Source organism: Nocardia brasiliensis IFM 10847 (assembly GCF_000710915.1).
In the GTDB taxonomy this organism is placed as follows: Bacteria; Actinomycetota; Actinomycetes; order Mycobacteriales; family Mycobacteriaceae; genus Nocardia; species Nocardia brasiliensis_A.
The window spans coordinates 1-19,910 of sequence record NZ_BAUA01000197.1; the positions used below are offsets into that span (position 1 = coordinate 1).

Genomic DNA, 19,910 nt, shown 5'->3' on the forward strand with positions numbered 1-19,910 from the left:
GCGCGACGAGATCCCGGATCAGCCGTGCGGCGACGGCGCAGGCTCGAGGGTCGGTGAGTACGGGCGCGGTGTCGATCCGCCAGCCGCGCACGAACGCGCCGGGCGACGCCAGCCGCCGGTGCTCGACCGCCGCGGTGCCGATCAGCGACCGCAGCCACGGCTCGTCCACCGGTTCAATCGCCGGCGAACGCCGCCGCCACCGGCAGCGAGACCAGCACGAGGGATGAGCACGACATCGATGATCAGCGGCCAGGTGCCGGACAGGTCGAGCCACCAGTAGATCACCATGGTCGGGGCGGCCACGATGCCGAGCAGCACGGCGCCGATGATCAGCACCAGCGTCAGACCGACGCAGACGTCGGTGGTTCGGTCGACCCACGCACGGGTGTCGATCATGGGGCACTCTCCTTCTCTCCGTACCCGATACCGCCGGACAGCACCCATGCGAGGCGATGGGCGAACGACGCGACGAAGGGTCGCTCGCACAGCGCGGCGATGTCCGCCGGTAGCAGGTCATACGGCGGCGGCTGCCAGCCGAGTTCAACCGTGGTTCGCGCCATCGCCGCGACATAACCGTGCAGGACGAGTTGCGCTGTCGTCGCGGACCCGAGCTTGCGCAGGTTCGTCGGAACGGCCCGGCTGCGCTGCTGCGCCAGCGCGCGCCAGCCCGCCCGGTTCAACCGGTGGCGGTCGCTGCTCGCGGCGAGCCAGTCGAGCACCGTCGTGCGCCGTGCTTCGTCCCGGCATTCCTCGGCCACTTCGTAAGGGTCATCGGCGATGGAAACCAGTGCGCCGCCGAGTGTTTCGGTGTGCAGCAGCCGCTGGATGTCCGCCCGGCGGGCGAGTCCGTTCGCCTGATGGACGATGTCGAGCGAGCGGAAGACCGCGCTCAGCACCGACCAGCGATGCACGCGTCGATAGGTGGGCTGGCCGGACTCGACGACGATGATCGTGTCCGGCGCCGGGCCCAGGTCGCCGAGGATCGAACGGCCGATCCCGCCGTTGACCCAGGCGTCCAGGATCGAGGCCCCGAAATTGTCGAACAGACCGCCGTCGGCGAGCAGGATATGATCGTCGACGACGCCGGAACTCAGTGGCAGGCCGAGGGATTCGGTTTTGACCAGGGTGGGCCGGAACACCGCGGGGAAGGCCGCCGACGCGGCGACCGCCGTGGCGATCGGCAGTGTAGGCGCGGTGCCGCCGAGATCAATCGAGGCGAGTGCCCGCTGCGGCGCGGGCGCGACACCGGCCACGAACGAGGTGCTGAGGTAGAAATGGCTGCCGGTGGCCAGGTCGGTGCAGCAGAACACCGGCTGGTAAGCGGCCGCGACGTCGGCCAGCCGGGTCATCCGCGGCGTGACGGTGCGCAGGGCGCGGCGCAGGCGGAACGTGAGAAGCATTGCCCAGTAGCGCGATACGGTCCGGATCGCGGCGGCCGGCGCGTGCCGATCCAGGTCTTCGCGCGGCGGTGTGAGCAGTCCCTGCACCGCGAGTTCCAGGCTGCGGCGCAATTGCAGGAACAGCGCGACGAAGACGACCGTCCACGTCACGATCGCGGTACCCGTGCCCATCAGCACGGCGGTGGCGTCCGCGTGGTCGCGGCGCACCCCGAGCGCGACGCCCACCCCCAGCGGCGCCGCCACCGCTGACGCGAAGATCACCATGCGGGCCGGACTGATGATGTCGCGCCTGGCCAGAAAGGCGAGCAGACCAGCAGCGCGGGACCAGCCGGACTCGGCGGGATCGGCGTCGTGCCGCAACACCCGGTGCGCGAAATAGGCATTCGTGATCGATCCGCCGGAGACCGACGAGACGGCCACCACCCGGTCGCCGTGCCCGCTGTCGAGCAGGTAGAGCAGCACGCCCGCGGCGAACGCGGCCGCTCGATAACCGCCGCCGCTCAGGGCGACTCCGATGCGCTGTGCGCCGGTCATCGCCGCGCCGGGCCGATCAGCACCGCGGACCTGTACATCCGGCATCCTTCGACTCGTGTTCGAGTGCACCGAGCATGCCGGACCGCGGGCCCGGGCGCCACGGATGTGGCCGATTCGTTGTGCTGCCGCGGCGGCCGTGCCGATCAGCGCTGCATCCGCGGGTCCTCGGTGGGGTCGGCATATGTTGCCGGACAACCGTATTCGACGGCTTCCGGGCGCAGCTCATAGTGCCAGGGTTCGTTGTCGTAGATCTGGCACAGCCCGTAGGCGGCGCCGTGCCGGGCCAGCCAGGCCGCGCTGTCGGTGGGCCCGATGTCCACCGCGTCGCCTGAGACGTGCGCGGACGTCTCGGGGGTGGCCACCCATCGGGCGGCTTCCTGCGCGGAGCCGTATTTCGAGACCGCTTCGCGGAGCAACTGCTGCTGGTCCTGCGCCGAGCGCCAGCCGCTGTTGACGACGAACTCGATGCCGTCCGCCGCGGCGTCGCCGGCGGCTCGGCGCAGCGCATCGAGCAGGTCGGGGTCGAGGTTGGCGACCGATGGCGCTCGGTCGTCGAAGACCGTCGCGCCGGGCGAGGGCGCCGACCGGTGCGGGCCGTAGTGGTCGCCGAGCGACCGGGCGGCCGAGAACGTCAGCGGTGCCAGCGAGTGGTACACGGCGACGCCCGCGATGGGCGCGCCGACGAGCAGGAGCGCGACGAGAACCCGCGATCGGGTCCGCCGGGTTGATCGATGGTGTTTCATGCCTTCAGTGAAGGCAGCGCGGTGTTGCCGGCGCGTATGTGGTTTTCGATATGCCCGCGATAAGTTCCGGTTGGCAGAATCGAGGGTCTATGCGTGTATTGATCGTCGAGGACGAACCCTATTTGGCCGAAGCCATCCGCGACGGCCTGCGCTTGGCGGCGATCGCCGCCGATATCGCCGGCGACGGTGACACCGCGCTGGAATTGCTGAGCATCAACGCCTACGACATCGCGGTGCTCGACCGCGACATCCCGGGGCCCTCGGGGGACGAGATCGCGAAACGCATCGTCGCGTCGGGCAGCGGTATGCCCATCCTGATGCTCACCGCCGCGGACCGGCTCGACGACAAGGCGAGCGGATTCGGCCTCGGCGCCGACGACTATCTGACCAAGCCGTTCGCGCTCCAGGAACTCGTGCTGCGGCTGCGCGCATTGGACCGGCGTCGCGCGCACAGCAGGCCGCCCGTGCGGGAGATCGCGGGGCTGCGGCTGGATCCGTTCCGGCGCGAGGTCTACCGTGACGGCCGCTACGTCGCGCTGACCAGGAAACAGTTCGCGGTGCTCGAGGTGCTGGTCGCCGCCGAAGGCGGGGTCGTCAGCGCCGAGGAACTGCTGGAACGGGCCTGGGACGAGAACGCCGACCCGTTCACCAACGCCGTCCGCATCACCGTCTCGGCGCTGCGTAAACGCCTCGGCGAACCGTGGCTCATCGCGACGGTGCCCGGCGTCGGCTATCGCATCGGCCCGGGCGCGGAGGGCGGGGAGCGTGGATAGGGCGCCGGGTCTGAGCGTTCGGCTCAAACTCACCCTCAGCTACGCCGGTTTCCTCATGCTCACCGGCGTTCTGCTGCTCACGGCTCTGCTGATCTTCTACTTGTATTTCATGCCCGCCGGCTGGATCGACACCGACGGTAGCTTCTGGATCAACCGGTCGGTCCTCGTCCGTGCTTTCGCGCCGTTCGTGATCGCCGTGCTCGGCTTCCTGTTGGTGTTCGGTCTCGCGGGAGGGTGGCTGCTCGCCGGACGGATGCTCGCCCCCTTGACCCGCATCACCGACGCCGTGCGGCTGGCCGCCGACGCGTCGCTGTCGCACCGGATCCGGCTGCCGGGTCGCCAGGACGAATTCCGGGAACTCGCCGACGCTTTCGACACGATGCTGGCCCGGCTGCAAGCGCACGTCGCCGAACAGCAGCGGTTCGCCGCGAACGCCTCGCACGAACTGCGCACCCCGCTCGCGATCACGCAGACGCTGCTCGACGTGGCCCGCACCGATCGTGGCAGCGACACCGGCGAACTGGTCGATCGCCTGCACACCGTGAACGCCCGAGCCATCGACCTCACCGAAGCGCTGCTACTGCTGAGCCGCGCCGACCAACGGTCGTTCACGCGCGAACACGTCGACTTGTCCCTGCTCGCCGAGGAAGCCACCGAAACGCTGCTCGCCCTTGCCGAACAGCACGGCGTCACCCTCGAGACCTCGGGCGAGGTGACCCCCGTCGTCGGATCGCACGCCCTGCTGCTGCAGTTGACGACGAACCTCGTGCACAACGCCATCGTGCACAACCTGCCCGAACACGGCGTCGCGTGGATCACTACGTACACCCAACCCGGCGCGGTGGTGCTCGCCGTCGAGAACACGGGTGAAAAGCTCGGCCCGCACATGGTTTCCACGCTGACCGAGCCGTTTCAGCGCGGCACCCAACGCGTGCGCACGCACCACTCCGGGGTCGGTCTCGGCCTGGCGATCGTCAACAGCATCACACAGGCCCACCACGGAACCCTCACCCTCACACCACGTCTGGACGGCGGGCTGATCGTGATGGTGCGCTTGCCGGGAGACGACGTCGCGGGAAGGCCCTCGTGACACTGCGGTTGTGTTGTGCCAGTGGAAGATTCCGGACGGTTGGGATCGAGCGGGTCGGCTAGGATCGATGCGAAACGATCGAGGAGTTGCTCGTGCCCGACCGACTCGGCGATGCTCACGAACTCGTCCTGCCGCGCCTCACCTTCCCGGTGCCCGCGAAGTTGCATCCTGACGTCGATGAGCTGGAGGACGAAACCCTGGCATGGCTGCGGCGTTTCGGGGTGATTCGAGACGACGATGACGAACGGTACCTGCGGCACTCCACCCTCGGGCGCACCTACGCGTGGATGATTCCGGAGGGCAGCACCGAGCGAGTTCTACTGGCGACGCAATTCTGTATCTGGGCCACCGTGCAGGACGACCGCTACACCGAAACGCTCGGACTGCAGCAGCGGCCGACCGAACTGGCCCGGCATCTGCTGGCCTGCGAGGCGATCGCCGAGAATCCGCACGCGCCGTTGCCGGCGCGACAGCCTCCGATCGAACACGCCTACCGTGACCTGTTCCTGCGGGTCGAGCGATGGGGCACACCGAATCAGGTGCTGCGCATCCGAAAGGGCATGCTGCACTACAGTGTCGGCGCCGCGGCCGACGCCGCCTACGCCACGCGACAGATCGTTGCACCGGTCGCGGAATACCGGCGCATCCGGCACCTCATCGCCCATCTGCATCACCATTTCGTGCTCACGGAGATAGCGCAGGGCTTCGACATGCCTGCCGCGCTGCTGCTCGACCCGCAAGTGCGACAGCTGACCGACCTCGGTATCCGCATCATCGGGCTGACCAACGACATCCTGGGGTGCCCGCGCGACCTGCACCGGCGCCACATCGCCAATCTTCCGATGGTGCTCGCGCACCACGACGGCATCACCGTGCAGGAGGGCATCGACCGAACGGCGGCCGAGGTACGAGCGGATACAACAGAATTCACCATCCTGGCAGCGAGCTTGCGCGGACGCGAGCTCGACGTCGTGAACCGCTACGTGCGCGGCATCGAGTACCAGATCGCCGGTCACCTCGCCTGGCTCGCCGAAACCGGCCGCTACGACATCGGCCTGTGACCAACCGGCCCAACGGAATTCGGCACGTCCGTAGAGCACGCGCGGATAGACTGCGAGTGGCGGAGATTGTGAGATGAATCCGTGGGTTGTCTGTCGCAAGCACACGAGCTGATCCGGGCATACAGTACGACCTGGTACGAGCCGGTGCTCTCGATGCCCCCGGGATTGAACGAGGCGACGACGTCGGCGTACCTGATGATGCGGGCCATCGATGAGATCGAAGACCATCCCGAGCTGAGCGCTACCACGAAGGCCGAGCTGCTCGAATCGATGAGCCGTATTCTGCAAACCCCGTTCACCCGAGAAGATTTCGATGTCGCTCTCGCCGGTCACGCCGGGCTGCCGGAGGTCAGTCTGCGCATCGGTGAATGGGCGGCCCTCGCCCCGCCTGATATCGCACCGCGGGTACGTGAGACCTTCGCGGCGATGGCCGAACGCATGGCCGACTGGGCCCGTACCGGTTTCACCATTGCGGACATCCATGACCTGGACCGCTACACCTACGCGGTCTCGGGCACCCTGGTGCTGCTGCTTTCGGACCTGTGGTCCTGGTTCGACGGCACGCGCAGCGATCGCGAGCACGGCATCGGCTACGGCCGCGCTCTGCAATCGGCGAACATCTTGCTCGATCGCGGTACCGACCTCGGCCGCGGGGTCGACTTCTGGCCCACCGGCTGGCGTGCCGCGGACATGCTCGGCTACATCCGGACCGAACTGACCGCCGCCCGGCAATACGTGACCGCCCTCCCGCCGGACGGACCCGCGTACCGCTTCTGCCGTCCCGCGCTGGACCGCTACGAGTTCGCTGTCGCGGGATACCTCGCAGATCACTGACGGATCGGCGGGCGGTGTCCGGTTATCGCGGGCGGTGCACGTCCTACCAGCGCACCGCGCCTGCCTTCAATCTGCGGAGGCTGCGGCTGAGCACCGGGGTGTCCCACAGGCTCGGTGGGGTGCGCTCGGGATCCATCAGTTCGTTCTCGGCGAGCGGACTGTCTTCGTTCGCAACGGTTTCCGGTTCGAACCGCACCAGCGTGCGGCCGGAGCCGCGCAAAGTCTCGACGGTGTGCAGGAGCGAGGAGGTCTCGGCGAGGGCCGCATCGAACGTCGCGGGCTCGGCGTCGAGATGTTCGCAGATCAGCTGGCGCCGGATCCCGAGGATGGTTTCCCGCAGCGCCGGGCCGTCCGCGGTGTCGGGGGTGACCTCTACCGCCAGATCGCATTCGGTGTCGAAGCCCATCGACCGGTTGTTGAGGTTCGACGAGCCCACGCGCAGCAGCCGATCGTCCATCACGAGCACCTTGGCGTGCACGTAGATCGGCGCACCCGCCGCGGTCACCGGGTAGTAGACGCCCAACCGGTGTTCGGTGTCGGCCTGCCACAGCAGGTGCAGCAGGCGACGGCGTGCCCCGTCCATGGTCTGCTGTTCGAGCCAGCCGTCCGCGTGCCGCGGCAGCACCAGCACGATCTCCGGACCGCCCGGTTCGCGCAGCCGCGCGGCGATCGCCTCGGCCAGGGTGCGCGAGGCCAGGTACTGGCTTTCGATGTACAGCGAGCGGGTGGCGCCCGCGATCGCCGCCAGATACAGCGCCTCGATCTCGCGGACCTCGGCACGGTCGGCGAGTTCGGGCAGCGTCCGCGCGACACCCACCTCCACCGAACGCATGGTCGGTTCGAGTCCGTCCGGCCACGGTGTCCCCCCGGCGATCCCCTCGACCGGAGCCAGCTGCTCGCCCGTCGCCGCCTTCCAGCGGGCCCGGGCCAGTTCGCCGATCACCTTGGCCGCCGCGCCGTCGACGGCGGTGGTCGCGTCGTGCCACGGTCCGTAGCGGTGGCCGTTCGGCTCGGTGCGATAGTGGTTGTCGTCCGCATGGTCGCTGGTGTCCCAGCGGTCCACGGTCATATCGATGCCGCCGCAGAACGCCAGCGCGTCATCGATCACCACGATCTTCTGATGGTGCGCCGAGCCGATCGGGTGCGCGCCGTCCATCTCCAGATGCAACCGGCGATCGGTCAGCCAGTTGACGACGAAGATCGGCGTCATGCCGCGCCCGATCGCCGCGAACGCACCGACATTCCATTTCAGCAGGTAGATATCGAGATCCGGTCGCTGTTTCGGCAGCCAGGACAGGAACTTGCCCAGCCGGTTCGGTCCCGCGAGCGTCTGCTCCCGCGGCTCGAACTTGATCCGGGTGTCGAAGTCCCAGCCGATCAGCACGATGCGCTTGCGGGCCTGCAACATCGCGGACTTGGCGTGCCGGAAGTAGTCGGCCGCGTCGACGATGCACGCCAGCCGGTCGGCGCGTGCGATCTGCCAGCAGGTTTCGCCGGGGGTGAGGATTTGACGCTCGTCGCCCATGGGTAGTCGGTTCTCCGTCCGGCCGTGCAAGATGGACGTTTCAGATTACTGCGCGACGGCTCAGCGGAAGCTCGCGCCGCCGTTCACCGGGAGCGTTCGAAGACGCGGGCCATCTGTTCCGATGATTTGAGCCCGGAGCCGGTGAGCACGACGACGGTGGTCTCGTCGGCGGCGATGAGGCCTTCGGCGAGAAAGTGATCCAGTGCGGCGACGGCGACGCAGCTGGTGGGTTCGGCGTAGAGCCCACGCGCCGCGAGCTTGCGCACCGCGGCCCGGATGGCCGAATCGGGAACGGCGACGGCCGCGCCGCCGGACCGGCGGATCGCCGCGACTGCCTCGGACAACCGGACCGGATCGGCGATGGCGGCGCCTTCGGCGATCGTGGCTTCGCGTGGCGCACGGTCGGCCGGGTCGAGCCCGTTGCAGGTGTCGGCGATGGTCGCCCAGTGTTCGGGCTGGCCGACCAGCAGCCGCGGCAGGCGGGCGATCCGGCCCGCCGCGAGCAATTCGCCGAACGCGATATCGCAGCCGAGCACGTTGCTGCCGGCGCCGGCGACGAGCACGACATTGTCCGGTGCGCGGAACCCGAGGTCCTCCCACATCTCGTAGCCGACGGTCTTGGTGCCCTGCAGGAAGAACGGATGCCAGTTGTGGCTGGCGTAGGCGAGTTGCGCGGACTGGCGGATCGCCGCATCCGCCACCTCGTCGCGGGTGCCCGCCACGAGTTCGATCTCGGCGCCATAAGCCTTGGCCTGCGCTATCTTCGCGGCGGAGGTCAGCTCGGGCACGAGGATCTTGGCGGCGAGTCCGGCGGCCGCGCAGTAGGCGGCGACCGCGGAACCGCCGTTGCCGGAACTGTCCTCGAGGACCTTCGTGACGCCCTGACCGGCCAGATGCGACATCATCACCGCGACCCCGCGGTCCTTGAAACTCGAAGTGGGGTTGAACCATTCGAGTTTGAAGTGCACTCGCCGGCCATCCCAGTCGAGCGGCACCATCGGCGTCGCACCCTCGCCGAGGCTGATCCGATGCCGCGCCGGAACCGGGATCACCGCCTGATACCGCCACAGCGATCGCTCAGACGTCACGATCTGTTCGGGGGCGATACCCGGCATGGGGCTGACGGTCAGGGGAGTGCCGTCGTCACCGCGCCAGCGCGGGCTCGAGATCTCGTAGCGGCGACCCGAACGGTCGTAGAGGAACGGTTCCGCAGAAGAATTCACCTGTCCTTTCTAGCGCTCGCCAGACCTGGCCGGCCCGGTAGGTGTCCGGATCTGTGGGGTATGTGTCCTTGTGGACATCGTGCGACTGTTCGAGACTGAAACCATGACCTCGAAAGCCGATGTGGTGGTGGCGGTGACGGACGGCGTGCTGCTGCTGGATGTCGCCGGCCCCGTTCAGGTGCTGCACTGGGCCGGGCACGACGTCCGGTTCGCCTCACCCGACGGTCGCGACGTGTGCAGCGATGTCGGTGTGCCGCTCTCGGTTTCGGGTGCCCTCGGCGAGTTCGCCGACCGGATAGATACGCTGCTGGTACCCGGTTACGCGCCGGAGGACGGCACCGGGACCGTGCTCGCCGACGCGGTGCGTGTCGCCGCGCGCGGGGCTCGCCGAGTCGCCTCGGTGTGCACCGGAGCCTTGGTACTCGCCGCCGCGGGATTGCTCGACGGACGCCGGGCGACGACCCACTGGCTGGCTTGTGCGCAACTGGCGCAACGGTTTCCGCGGGTACAGGTCGATCCCGACGCCATCTACGTCCGCGACGGGCGGGTCCTCACCTCGGCGGGGGTCACGGCCGGTATCGACCTCGCCCTGGCGCTGGTGGAAGAGGACCACGGTGTCGAGCGGGCTCGCGCGCTCGCCAAACACCTGGTGGTCTATCTCCGTCGCCCGGGCGGTCAGGCGCAGTTCAGCATGCGCTCCGGCCTGGGTCACCCGCGCACCGCCGCCCTGCGTGAGGTCATGCATGCCGTTGCCGAAAACCCTTCCGCCGAACACGGACTCGCCACGTTGGCGCGCCGTGCCGCGCTGAGCGAACGGCACCTGGGCAGGCTCTTCCGGCAGGAAATAGGCGTCACCCCGGCGCAATACGTCAAGCAGGTGCGGCTCGACACCGCCCGCTCGTTGCTCGAATCGACCGATGAGCCGATCGCCACCATCGCCAGGCGTAGCGGATTCGGGTCGGAGGAAACCATGCGCCGCACCTTCGCCGAGGAACTCGGCACCGCGCCGAGTGAGTACCGAGGGCGCTTTCGCGCCACATCCTGAACGGCTGCGTTCACACCGAATGTCGCTGTGCGCCACGTTATCGGCGCACAGATGTGCCCCGCACCCCCGAGGAGTTCCGTCATGTCCATATCACGCCGTACCGCGCTCACCGCCGGTGTCGCGGGCACCGCCGCGCTCGCACTGGCCCCTACCGCTGCCGCGCAGCCGTATTCGCTGACTCTGCCGTCGACGCCACTGGCGGTTGCGGCGAGCGCGTTGATCGATCGAGTCCTCGACCCGGCGCTGCGCAACCACAGTGTGCGTGGGTTCCTGTTCGGCCGAGCCATGGCGCACGCTGAGGGGTTGCGGCCCGGGGCGGACTACGACGAGGAGGCGATGTATCTGATCTGCGCGCTGCACGATCTGGGGCTCGCCGAAAACGCCGGCGGCGAACAGCGATTCGAGATCGACGGCGCGGACGACGCGGTGCGGTTCCTGGAACAGAACGGTATGAGCGACGCCCGAGCGGACACCATCTGGGATGCCATCGCCGCGCATACCGCCGGGTTCACCGCCTCGCCCGTCTACCGCAGGCGCAGGCCGGCGGAGACCTGGATCGCGGTGGACGGCATCGGAGTGGATGTCGGCGGTTCGCCCGCCGCGCTGCCGCCCGGTTATGCCGACCTGGTGCATGCGGCGTACCCGCGACTCGGCGGCACCCGCGTGCTCACCGACGCGATCTGCGCCCAGGGTGTCGCGAATCCGCAGAAGGCGCCGCCGGGCAGCCTGGCCGGAGAGATCCTGCGGCTGCGCCGCCCGGACATTGCGCGGCCGACCTGGGACGATTTCATGTCGATGAGCGCGTGGGGTGACTGATCGTCCGGTTCATGCGGGTGGGATGAGGTGGATCAGGAATTCTTGGTCGCGGGCGCCGGAGCAGCGGCCCTGGACTATTTCGGCGCCGTCGGTGGTGTCTTGATCGCGCAGGGCCAGGCAGTGATTCGTGGCTGTGGTGCGGATGCGGAAGCGGGCGGCCGAGGCCGGGCCCGTCGGTTCGATGCGGAACTGCTGGGCGGGATTGTCGTCGGCACAGTCGTCCCTGGGTTCCAGCAAGTTGTCGCCCGGTCCGCCGGCCAGGACGGTGAGGCAGCCGATGCCGTATTTCGAGTGGTGCCATTGGATCTGGACCGTGCCCTCGTCGATCGGATCGAGGTAGACCCGCGGCGACGCCGGCGTGCAGACGCGCTGGGCCGCGATGGCGGTGGGGTAGCGCTGGGTGCGGTCGCGACCTTCGGACAGGCACAATTCCGGCGTGCGGGCCGGTTGGATGCGCACCCAGCTGCCGACATCCGCGAGCGCCAACCCCGGCAGCGGTTGGCTCGGCGTCGGCAGCGTTTCGTCGTGGGTGTGCAGCACCCAGCCCTGCACGGCCAGCGTCCCCACGATGCCGACCGCCGTGGCGACGGCGCAGCCGACGGGATACAGCCAGCGCGAAAGGCGTTTTCGCCGTGCCGGTTCCGATGTCGCGGCGACTGGTTCCGGCTCGTCGGCGGGCACACTCTCGACGACGGTCCGGACCGGCGCCTGGTCGCGCATGGCGAGGGACCGGCGCACCTCGAGCCACTTCTGCACCTGGGTGTCGTCGAGACCGCAGGCGCGGGTGAACGCGATGACGAATCGTTCCCTGGGCAGGGTGTCGCGCCCGAGTGTGGTCGCGATCGTGCTGGACGGCAACACGTCACCGGAGGCCGCGGCCTTCCCTTCCAACTGCCGGTAAGCCAGCCCGGACCACGTTTTCAGCAGCCGCAGCACGGCGATGAATTCGACAGGAGAACCGGCCCCGCCCGGCTCAGGTAGGTCACCAGGCGATGGGGCGGCCCCACCCTCCTCCGCTCGCTCCATAGCTTCCAGCATGGCAGAAGTTGCGAAACGGTATCCCCCAGATGAACACCCCCTAAGGGGTCGAACCGGTTGTAGCGCAACGGATTGCGGCGTACTCCCATGTGGTCGCCCCGGTCGCTGTCTCAAATGCGCTGCACGGCTTGTTCTTCAGGGTTGCTTCCCCGCTCCGGCCGACGCGGCACCGGGTGGCACGCGCCTTGTGCACCTGACGTATGGGGAAGGCGCAGCGCCGGTTGAACGCTCGTTCGCGCACTGCTTCGCACAGGCCGCGGTTCGCTGTGCCGGTCCGGCGCGTCACCGCTGGCAGCCGCCGCGACCGGGGCGATCGGTGCGCGTTCGAGTGTGTTCGCGAACGTGTCCTGGGTGTCCCGAACACGGCCTGAACAGCGAAAACCATTGGCGGACTGCACAGTCGAAGCAAGACTAGGACGACCAGTTTGCGATCACGGACCGGACACGCACCGTGCCGTCGTACGGGGTTTACCCACACGGGGGATTCGTATTCATCGTCGGCAGCCCGCTGCCCAGGGGGATTCGACATAGGAGGGTTCTGCATGAATGCCCGAGCAAGTATTCATCACGAATGGCAGGTCGTGGTCGTCGGCGCCGGCCATGCGGGCCTGTGTGCGGGAATCGCGGCGCGGCAAGCCGGCGCGGAGTCCGTGGTCGTCCTCGAAGCCGCGCCGAAGGACCTGCGCGGTGGCAACAGCGCCTTGACGAAGAGCGTGCGGTTTCCTTGGCACGACCGGTCTTTCATTGCCGCGCTGCTCGATGAACCGGACGACCGCCGCGTCGACCCGTTGCTCGCGGGGCGGCGGGAGTACACCGAGGACGACTACCTCGACGATTGGCTTCGGGTCTCCGGCAGCCAGGTCGACGCCGCACTCATCGAGTCGATCATCCATCGCTCGAACAGCGCGATCACCTGGATGCACGCCCTCGGCCAGCGGTGGGTGCCGCGAAAGAATCCGCTGCCCGGCGACGTGCCGGTGGTGTTCGACGGCGGCGGGCAAGGCCTGCAGGACCGCAACTTCGATCAGTACGAACGCCTCGGCGGGGTCGTCTATTACGAGAACCCGGTAACCGGCATAGAGCCGGCGGCCGGCGGAAAGTACCGGGTGCTCGGGTCGGGATCGGCCTTCCCGCTCGTTTGCGACGCACTGGTCCTCGCGTCCGGTGGATTCGAAGGCAACGCGCAGATGCGCGGGCACCACCTGGGCAGTCCCTGGCGCGAGGTGAAATTACGCGGCGTGCCGTTCAACGACGGGCTGCCGTTGGCGGCGGCCATCGCACTGGGCGCGGATACGGCGGGCAACTGGCGAAAGTGCCACACCACCCCGCAGGGGACCGGCTTGCCCAGCTACATGTTGCCCGGCCAGATGTCCCGATCGCACGAGCTGACCCGGTACGCCTTCCCGCGCGGCATCGTCGTCAATCGGTCCGGCCGCCGATTCTTCGACGAATGCGCCGAGTACAGCAATCTCGCCTACGTCACGCTCGGGCAGAAGATCATGGAACAGCCCGGCAAGATCGCGTTCCAGATCTTCGACAGCAAGGTGATCAATGCCGGGGGCCTGCCCGACAGCTATTTCAGCGACCCGGCGTCGATCATCGCTCCCTCGCTCGAGGACGGTGCTCGGCAGCTGGGCATCGATGTCGGCCAGCTGCGTGACGAGGTAGCGCGGCTGAACGGCGACAAGCACGCGGTAACCCACATCGACACGCCGCCTTATCTTTTCGCTCCGGTGGTTTCCGGGCTGACGTTCACCTACGGCGGACTCTCGGTGACCGAGCACGCCGAGGTACGCGGCGGCGGCGAGCCGATCGACGGACTCTATGCCGCGGGCGTGATCGTCGGCGGACTCTACGATCAGGGCTATCCGGCGGGCACCGGATTGATGGCAGGCGCGGTGCTCGGCCGAGCGGCGGGCACGCACGCGGCCGCATACGCCCGGCGTACCGGGGCGGTCTGACATGCGCATCGTTGTCATCGGCCGCGGCATGATCGGCGCGCGGCACGCCACGTACTTCGAACAGGCCGGCCACGAGGTGGCCACCGTCGATCGGCGACCGGGCGCGGATTTCACGCGCACGGCGCTGGTACCCGACCCGGCGCAGGTGGCGGCCTGGGTCGTCGCGACGCCGACGGACACGCATCTGCCCGTGGTCGCCGAGTTGCTGCGGGATCGTCCGGACGCGCGCATCCTGCTCGAGAAACCGGCGTGCTATCCCGCCGAGCTATCCGAACTGGCCCGGCTGCTTCGGCAATATCCGCAGGCACGGGTCATCGTCAACGATGTCTACGCCTACAGCGCGGCGGTGCGGCAATTCGCCGAATCGGTCCGGCAATGCGGCCGAACGGATCAGCTCAGGAAGATAACGATCGAGTTCACCAAGAATCGGGAACTCGACGTCGCGAACGGCAGGTTCGTCGATACCCGTTACGGCGAGGCCGGTTACGAGTTCTTCCACATGCTGAGCATTCTGCGGTCGATCCTGCCGCGCGAGCAGTATCGGACCTATCTGCGCACCACTCCGCTGTCGATCACGCCCGAAATGCGGGTGCGCACTACGGCGATGGATCTGCCGGAGGTCGAACTCTACGCCTCTTCCAGCGGCGATATCGGGTTCGCCGATCTCGCGGGGTTCGCCTTCCCCGGGGATCTCGCGCGGGATTGCCTGCGGCATTCGGTGATCCCCTACGGCGTCGAAATGCGCTATCGCTTCGCCGATGTGGAACTCACCTCCGGCAGGCACGTGACGCTGGTGTTCGAGCCGCATTACGGCGTGGCGCTCGATTACAAGAACCAGCACGCCGTCTATGTCCGTGATGCCGCGGTGCGGCAGCAATTCACGATCTCCGGAAACCATTTCAAGGAGGCGTTGCTCATTCAGCTGGACCTACTCTGCGGCACCACCGAACCCGTGCCGCCGATGCGACTTCCGGAGCATCGGTTCATGGCGGGTCTGGCCAGCCGTTTCATCAATATCTGAGAAATATCGCACGATCGAAAGAGGCACCGAAATGCACACCATCGAGGAAGTTTCGAAGCTCCTGCGGGTGGCCCCCGACATGCTGGCCGAAGTCACCGACGCGGAATCGGCCCGGACCCGGGTCGCCACCTGGATCAAGTCCGAAGACGCCGCATACCAACTGTTTTCGCAGGTCTGCCGCTTCGAGAACCCATTCGTCGTGAGCTGGGTCCACCAGCCGGGCGAACGATCCGCGTACCTCTCGCTGGAACTGGCCGCGGAATCACTGGACGACGACCGGCACCGCGCCCTGGTGGCCGGGGTCGTGCTGTCCACCTCGACCGCGATTCCCTACGACTATCGCGCATTGGCGGCGGAGGAACTGCGGCGGCTCGGCCCGGGGGAGTACACCGGTGCGCTCGAGGAGGTGGTGGCTTCCTATCAGCCGCTGCCCGCGCGCAGTCTCGAAGCGAAGATCAACGTGCCGACCGACGGGATCGATCACCTCTTCGATATCCCGGAAACCGCAGCGGAGCGAATCGACCTGCTGATCACCGCCAGCACCGCGAAAACGCTGGAGAGCAGGTACCTGCTCGCCGGGCGCATCCTCGCCCACGGCACGCCGGTCGCGCCCCCGACCACCGACGCCGAACGGCTGATCGTCGAGGACGCCGGAACGAGCATGATCGCGCCGTCGGACTACCTGGTGCCATGGGATCAGGAGTTCCCCGGCCCGGACGGCGCCGGGATCACGCTCGCGGAACTCATGCGAATCGTGTTGCTGTGCCCCGAATTCAAGTTGCCGGACGCGCAGGTGCGACCGATCCTGGTCGACTTCTACAAGTCCGTGCTGCGGATCAGCGGCCGCTCGATCATCGGGCTCTCCGCCGGCGTCTTCCACGTCGAGCACGGCACCCTCGCCACGCCGTCCTACTACTACCAGGGCCGTGATGCCATCCTCGGCAAGGGTTTGGTGATCGACTGCGTCGGCGGCGCGATCCTGCAGAGCGGATCGTTCCTCGGCGGCGGGTTCATGCCCATTCTGATCCACACGCACAAGCACATTCGCAAGAGCGGCGGCTCCGGGGCCTCGGAACGGAAGACGATCCAGCCCTGCATATTCGCGGCCGAGGCGGGCGCCCGCTTCCCGATGGACGCGGTCGGCTTGTTCGAGACCGTCGACTATCTCGGAAAAGACGCTCCGTTCAAGGGCATTCGGGCGATCCCGCTCTGATATCGCCCGTTCGCACGATCAAGGAGATGAATGCTGTGTTCACAACTGATATCGCTGTCGTCGGCGCCGGCTACGTCGGACTGACGACGGCGGTGTGCTTGGCCTCGCTGGGCCATCGCGTGGTGTGCGCCGATGTCGACCCGGCGAAGATCGAAACCCTGTCCGGCGGTGCGTCGACCATCGCGGAGCCGGGGATGTGCGAACTCGTCGTGGACGGGTTGGCCTCGGGGCGACTGAGTTTCGTGCTCGGCGCCGGCGCGGCCGTGGCCGCGGCCGAGTTCGTCATCCTGTGCGTCCCCACCCCGATGGGCGCCGACGGCGCGGCGGACCTGCGGACGTTGGAGGCCGTCATCGCGGAGGTGCGCGACCAGCTGCGGCCCGGCTGCGTCGTCGTGAACAAATCGACCGTGCCCGTCGGCACCGCGGTGCGCCTCGGCGGGGTGATCGGCCGAGACGACATCGCGGTCGTCTCCAACCCGGAGTTCCTGCGGGAAGGGTCTGCGATCCGGGACTTCCTGAGGCCCGACCGGATCGTGGTCGGCTCGAACGATCCCACAGCGGCCGAACGGGTCGCCGCGCTGTACGGCCCGCTCGACGCACCCGTGCTGCTGACCGGTGCGGCGAGCGCGGAACTGATCAAGTATGCGGCCAACTGCTATCTGGCCACGCGGCTGTCCTACGTGAACGCCATCGCGGAGCTGTGCGAATGTCTCGGCGCGGATATCAGCGACGTGACCGCGGGCATGGGATACGACCAGCGGATCGGCAAGGAGTTCCTCCGTCCCGGTCCAGGGTGGGGCGGGTCCTGTCTGCCCAAGGACACCCACGCGCTGTTGCGTTCGGCGGAAACGGTCGGCTGCGATTTCCCGCTGCTGCGGGCGGCCATCGACACCAACGCCAGACAGCGCGACCTGGTGGTGGACAAGGTGCGTCAAGCGGTCGGCGGCGACTTGGCCGGGGAACGAATCGGGTTGCTGGGCTTGACCTTCAAGGCCGGCACCGACGACCTGCGGGACTCGCCGGCGCTGGCGATCGCGGACCGGCTGCTCGCCGAGGGTGCGGACGTGCGCGCCTACGATCCCAGCGTCCGCGCCGGGGTGTCCGGTACGCCGGATCGCCTGCGGGTCATGGACACCGCCTACCACGTGGCACACGGTTCGGCGGCGATCATGCTGCTCACCGAATGGCCCGAGTTCCGCGACCTGGACTGGAAGCGGATGGCGGGCCTGCTCAGCGGTCGTGCGGTGATCGACGCCCGAAATCACCTGGACCCCATCGCCCTGCACCTGGCAGGCCTGTCCTGTGAGCGAGTCGGCCGAGCCGGCCCGAAGCTGACCGATCTGGGGCTGGCCGGCTGACCCGAACGGCCCGGAACCCAGGTTCCGGGCCGTGCTCGGCGGCAGATAGGTTGCTGCTCAGCATCTCCGGAGGAGTCTTGTTCGTTCGAAGAGCGCGAGCAGGTCGCAGGCGTCGGGTTTGGGCAGTTCGGGGAAGGCGGCGACGAGGTCGGCGACGTCGACCCTGGTGCCGGTTTCGAGAGTGTTCAGCCAGCGGCAGGGCGGCAGCAGTCGTCGGTCGACGCTGGTCGTCGAGGTGGTCGTCTCGCTGAAACCGAAGGCGGTCAACGCTATTCGCGCGCCAGCCGCGTCTGCCGACTCGATACTCAGGCACGATTGACCGGCCCGCACAAAGCTCGTGCCGAGCTGTACGGGGTGGTCGGGGAGCGGCGCCCGGGTGAGATCCGCGATATCGATCCGGTCGACCGCGGTCGCGAAGGCGTCTCGCGCGGGGCCCAGCCAGTCGGATCCGCCGCAGTCGTACGCCGATTCACGCCAGTACCGGTCACGCAGCAACTCGTTGCGCAGCGCGGCGAGCAGGAAATCCAGACGCAGCGGTGGGATCAGGAGGATGTGCAGGGAGATCGAATCCTGATCGGAGGCGGTCTCGTGCCAGTAGCCGCGCGGAACATGCAGTACCGCACCGGGTTCGAGGACGAACTCGGTCGCGTCGTCGGGAATGGCGTTGGGGCGCGGTCCGTCGGCGTAGAGGCGCAGCACCGGCGGTACCGACTCCTTCGTCGACCACCCTTCCAACGGCGCCGGTGCGAACGAATTCGGCGCGACGCGCCACGTTTTACGGCCGCTCAGCTGCACGGTGACCACGTCGATCGGATCGAAATGCACGGCGGTCACCGCGCCGGGACGGTTGCAGAACAGTTGGCATTTCGCCGATTTGGCGGAGACGCCGAACGCGGCCGCCGCTTCGCGGGCGAACGGGTCGAACTCGGCGACCTCCTGATAGAACAGGGTCGTTCCGGCGTCGTAGAAGCGTTTGGCGGTGTCGGGCTGGATGATCGCCGAGCTGATCGCGCCGTCGAGGCGCGGGAACCATGCCGAGACCTGCCGGACTCGTTTGTCGAAAAGGTCCTGCGCGGTTCGGATATCGAGCGCCTGGCTGAGCCGCTCTGCCAGTTCGGGACGCGGCGGGGTCACCAGCGTCCGGCGGCCGAGCACGTCGCGGTTGAACTCCGGCAGCGTGAGCGGCGCGAACCAGTCGGCGAAGCCGAACCCGGCCGAGGCGGCGGTCATGCGTCGTCCCGCGCCTGGATGACGAGTTCTGCCGGGCGGTTGACGAATTCGTCCACCAGTCCCGCGGAGGCGATCGAGTCCTCGTCCGCGACAACGTCCGGCGAGTCGTCATCCGCGCCGGGACCGCTGCTGACGAGTCCCGCGGGACGGTTGAGGAAATCGTCGGCGAGCCCGGCGGAGATCGTCACCGACACCTCGCCGATCGGGCGGGCCGAGTAGTTCTGCTCGGCATCCTGTTCCACGCGCACGTGGATCGCGGGTGGAACTTCCGGATTGTCCATCACGGCCATGAGCTTCCCTTTCCTCGGCTATGGGCAGGCTATCGGCCGCGACTTCCTGAGCGTGCCAAGGTAATTCGGGAAGATTCGGGAAAGTTTCCCGGGCGATCGGGAACGGTGCCGGGCTACACTGCGGCGTTTCGCGGCAGCGCCGGTGTGGTTCGCTCGGTGGGCGCTAGTGGGAGGCGAAGTTCACCACCGCGATCCACTTGGTGCCGCCGGGGTACAGCAGTCCGATGCCCGCGTGGGTGTATTCGCAGGTTTCGATCTGCTCTCGATGGTCGTCGCTTTGCATCCACCAGTCGATGGTGGCCTGCGGGGTGTTTCCGGGCGGTCCGCCGGCCCAATAGATGATTTCACCCCAGCGGATCAACGGTGCGTAGCCGGCCGCGGCGATGCGTGCGCCGCCGTCGGAATTGTCGGTGCCGGTGTGGATATCGTTGCGCGGCGGATCGGTGCCGGGCGGGCCGTAATGGTCCGGATGCTCGCGGATATCGACGGCGTGACGTTCGGCCGCGACGCGCAGCTGGTCGTCACCCGACACCGGGTTGCAGCTGTGCGCCGCCCGCTTCTGATTGATCAGATCGAGCAGGTTCGTGCCCGGCACACTGGAGGTGCCCGGGCAAGCGGTGAGCACAACGCTGGAGGCGGCCGCCAACCCCAGCGCGGTAATGATTCGATACTTCATACCCCCGATCGTCCGCCGGATAATCGCAGGTCACGCGAGTAGAGCACTACTCGATTCCACGATCGGCGGTTCCATCCCG

The 19,910-nt window shown here is 67.9% G+C and carries 19 protein-coding genes; 10 read left to right on the top strand and 9 right to left on the bottom strand.

Annotation, left to right across the window (positions count from 1 at the left end; all coding sequences use genetic code 11):
* Nucleotides 1-141 precede the first annotated feature (141 nt).
* The 3 genes from NBRGI_RS39065 to NBRGI_RS39075 form a co-directional block, all read right to left on the bottom strand.
* The gene (locus tag NBRGI_RS39065) at nt 142-396 is read right to left on the bottom strand and encodes a hypothetical protein (RefSeq protein ID WP_029902738.1); all 255 of its coding nucleotides are present in this window, start codon (nt 394-396) and stop codon (nt 142-144) included.
* Complete coding sequence (locus tag NBRGI_RS39070; protein ID WP_029902740.1) at nt 393-1,979, bottom strand: patatin-like phospholipase family protein; 1,587 nt, start codon at nt 1,977-1,979, stop codon at nt 393-395. The genes NBRGI_RS39065 and NBRGI_RS39070 overlap by 4 nt, the downstream gene beginning before the upstream one ends.
* Nucleotides 1,980-2,077: 98 nt before the next feature.
* A complete protein-coding gene (locus tag NBRGI_RS39075; RefSeq protein ID WP_029902742.1) occupies nt 2,078-2,677 on the bottom strand; it encodes a M15 family metallopeptidase in 600 nt (199 codons plus the stop codon).
* Between the two features lie 89 nt (nt 2,678-2,766).
* Here NBRGI_RS39075 and NBRGI_RS39080 point away from each other — a divergent pair, with 89 nt between their 5' ends.
* The 4 genes from NBRGI_RS39080 (at nt 2,767) to NBRGI_RS39095 (ending at nt 6,435) form a co-directional block, all read left to right on the top strand.
* Complete coding sequence (locus tag NBRGI_RS39080) at nt 2,767-3,450, top strand: response regulator transcription factor (protein WP_029902744.1); 684 nt, start codon at nt 2,767-2,769, stop codon at nt 3,448-3,450.
* Nucleotides 3,443-4,540, top strand: a complete 1,098-nt coding sequence (locus NBRGI_RS39085; protein ID WP_029902745.1) for a sensor histidine kinase — start codon at nt 3,443-3,445, stop codon at nt 4,538-4,540. The genes NBRGI_RS39080 and NBRGI_RS39085 overlap by 8 nt, the downstream gene beginning before the upstream one ends.
* Nucleotides 4,541-4,632: 92 nt before the next feature.
* A complete protein-coding gene (locus tag NBRGI_RS39090) occupies nt 4,633-5,601 on the top strand; it encodes a terpene synthase family protein (RefSeq protein WP_148311130.1) in 969 nt (322 codons plus the stop codon).
* Between the two features lie 81 nt (nt 5,602-5,682).
* Nucleotides 5,683-6,435, top strand: coding sequence for a squalene/phytoene synthase family protein (locus tag NBRGI_RS39095; protein WP_268808466.1), 753 nt, complete (start codon nt 5,683-5,685; stop codon nt 6,433-6,435).
* 43 nt (nt 6,436-6,478) lie between these two features.
* Here NBRGI_RS39095 and NBRGI_RS39100 read toward each other — a convergent pair whose 3' ends face one another.
* Entirely contained in the window at nt 6,479-7,960 is a 1,482-nt protein-coding gene (locus NBRGI_RS39100) for a phospholipase D-like domain-containing protein (RefSeq protein WP_029902751.1), read from the bottom strand.
* Between the two features lie 83 nt (nt 7,961-8,043).
* Nucleotides 8,044-9,183: a threonine synthase gene (locus tag NBRGI_RS39105; RefSeq protein WP_029902753.1), complete on the bottom strand. Its 1,140-nt coding sequence runs from the start codon at nt 9,181-9,183 to the stop codon at nt 8,044-8,046.
* Between the two features lie 103 nt (nt 9,184-9,286).
* Here NBRGI_RS39105 and NBRGI_RS39110 point away from each other — a divergent pair, with 103 nt between their 5' ends.
* Nucleotides 9,287-10,228: a GlxA family transcriptional regulator gene (locus NBRGI_RS39110; protein ID WP_029902755.1), complete on the top strand. Its 942-nt coding sequence runs from the start codon at nt 9,287-9,289 to the stop codon at nt 10,226-10,228.
* 81 nt (nt 10,229-10,309) lie between these two features.
* Entirely contained in the window at nt 10,310-11,044 is a 735-nt protein-coding gene (locus NBRGI_RS39115; RefSeq protein ID WP_029902757.1) for an HD domain-containing protein, read from the top strand.
* A gap of 9 nt (nt 11,045-11,053) precedes the next feature.
* On the opposite strand, the gene NBRGI_RS39120 is transcribed toward NBRGI_RS39115, so the two are convergent.
* A complete protein-coding gene (locus NBRGI_RS39120) occupies nt 11,054-12,070 on the bottom strand; it encodes an RICIN domain-containing protein (protein ID WP_235211260.1) in 1,017 nt (338 codons plus the stop codon).
* A 554-nt stretch (nt 12,071-12,624) separates the two neighbouring features.
* On the opposite strand from NBRGI_RS39120, the gene NBRGI_RS39125 reads away from it, so the two are divergent.
* Genes NBRGI_RS39125 through NBRGI_RS39140 form a run of 4 tightly spaced genes read left to right on the top strand, consistent with a single transcriptional unit; the run spans nt 12,625 to nt 17,635 of the window.
* Nucleotides 12,625-14,043 (top strand): FAD-dependent oxidoreductase, encoded by a 1,419-nt coding sequence (locus NBRGI_RS39125; RefSeq protein WP_235211261.1) that lies wholly within the window; start codon nt 12,625-12,627, stop codon nt 14,041-14,043.
* Nucleotide 14,044: 1 nt separating this feature from the next.
* Nucleotides 14,045-15,064 carry a Gfo/Idh/MocA family oxidoreductase gene (locus NBRGI_RS39130; RefSeq protein WP_036562514.1) on the top strand — a complete coding sequence of 340 codons (1,020 nt, stop codon included), beginning with the start codon at nt 14,045-14,047 and terminating at the stop codon, nt 15,062-15,064.
* Between the two features lie 31 nt (nt 15,065-15,095).
* Entirely contained in the window at nt 15,096-16,277 is a 1,182-nt protein-coding gene (locus NBRGI_RS39135; protein WP_029902765.1) for a hypothetical protein, read from the top strand.
* A 26-nt stretch (nt 16,278-16,303) separates the two neighbouring features.
* Nucleotides 16,304-17,635 carry a UDP-glucose dehydrogenase family protein gene (locus NBRGI_RS39140; protein ID WP_029902767.1) on the top strand — a complete coding sequence of 444 codons (1,332 nt, stop codon included), beginning with the start codon at nt 16,304-16,306 and terminating at the stop codon, nt 17,633-17,635.
* A 57-nt stretch (nt 17,636-17,692) separates the two neighbouring features.
* On the opposite strand, the gene NBRGI_RS39145 is transcribed toward NBRGI_RS39140, so the two are convergent.
* From NBRGI_RS39145 to NBRGI_RS39155, 3 genes are all read right to left on the bottom strand, one after another.
* Nucleotides 17,693-18,865, bottom strand: coding sequence for a JmjC domain-containing protein (locus tag NBRGI_RS39145; RefSeq protein WP_029902770.1), 1,173 nt, complete (start codon nt 18,863-18,865; stop codon nt 17,693-17,695).
* The gene (locus NBRGI_RS39150) at nt 18,862-19,155 is read right to left on the bottom strand and encodes a hypothetical protein (protein ID WP_029902772.1); all 294 of its coding nucleotides are present in this window, start codon (nt 19,153-19,155) and stop codon (nt 18,862-18,864) included. The genes NBRGI_RS39145 and NBRGI_RS39150 overlap by 4 nt, the downstream gene beginning before the upstream one ends.
* Nucleotides 19,156-19,318: 163 nt before the next feature.
* Nucleotides 19,319-19,831: a CAP domain-containing protein gene (locus NBRGI_RS39155; protein ID WP_029902774.1), complete on the bottom strand. Its 513-nt coding sequence runs from the start codon at nt 19,829-19,831 to the stop codon at nt 19,319-19,321.
* Nucleotides 19,832-19,910 lie beyond the last annotated feature (79 nt).

What these genes read in the sequence shown, in the direction of transcription:
- NBRGI_RS39065 (WP_029902738.1), bottom strand. Translation starts at nt 396, where the DNA reads ATGATCGACACCCGTGCGTGGGTCGACCGAACCACCGACGTCTGCGTC.
- NBRGI_RS39080 (WP_029902744.1), top strand. Translation starts at nt 2,767, where the DNA reads ATGCGTGTATTGATCGTCGAGGACGAACCCTATTTGGCCGAAGCCATC.
- NBRGI_RS39130 (WP_036562514.1), top strand. Translation starts at nt 14,045, where the DNA reads ATGCGCATCGTTGTCATCGGCCGCGGCATGATCGGCGCGCGGCACGCC.
- NBRGI_RS39110 (WP_029902755.1), top strand. Translation starts at nt 9,287, where the DNA reads ATGACCTCGAAAGCCGATGTGGTGGTGGCGGTGACGGACGGCGTGCTG.
- NBRGI_RS39075 (WP_029902742.1), bottom strand. Translation starts at nt 2,677, where the DNA reads ATGAAACACCATCGATCAACCCGGCGGACCCGATCGCGGGTTCTCGTC.
- NBRGI_RS39150 (WP_029902772.1), bottom strand. Translation starts at nt 19,155, where the DNA reads ATGGCCGTGATGGACAATCCGGAAGTTCCACCCGCGATCCACGTGCGC.
- NBRGI_RS39070 (WP_029902740.1), bottom strand. Translation starts at nt 1,979, where the DNA reads ATGCCGGATGTACAGGTCCGCGGTGCTGATCGGCCCGGCGCGGCGATG.
- NBRGI_RS39120 (WP_235211260.1), bottom strand. Translation starts at nt 12,070, where the DNA reads ATGGAGCGAGCGGAGGAGGGTGGGGCCGCCCCATCGCCTGGTGACCTA.
- NBRGI_RS39115 (WP_029902757.1), top strand. Translation starts at nt 10,310, where the DNA reads ATGTCCATATCACGCCGTACCGCGCTCACCGCCGGTGTCGCGGGCACC.
- NBRGI_RS39140 (WP_029902767.1), top strand. Translation starts at nt 16,304, where the DNA reads ATGAATGCTGTGTTCACAACTGATATCGCTGTCGTCGGCGCCGGCTAC.
- NBRGI_RS39100 (WP_029902751.1), bottom strand. Translation starts at nt 7,960, where the DNA reads ATGGGCGACGAGCGTCAAATCCTCACCCCCGGCGAAACCTGCTGGCAG.
- NBRGI_RS39135 (WP_029902765.1), top strand. Translation starts at nt 15,096, where the DNA reads ATGCACACCATCGAGGAAGTTTCGAAGCTCCTGCGGGTGGCCCCCGAC.
- NBRGI_RS39145 (WP_029902770.1), bottom strand. Translation starts at nt 18,865, where the DNA reads ATGACCGCCGCCTCGGCCGGGTTCGGCTTCGCCGACTGGTTCGCGCCG.
- NBRGI_RS39155 (WP_029902774.1), bottom strand. Translation starts at nt 19,831, where the DNA reads ATGAAGTATCGAATCATTACCGCGCTGGGGTTGGCGGCCGCCTCCAGC.
- NBRGI_RS39125 (WP_235211261.1), top strand. Translation starts at nt 12,625, where the DNA reads ATGAATGCCCGAGCAAGTATTCATCACGAATGGCAGGTCGTGGTCGTC.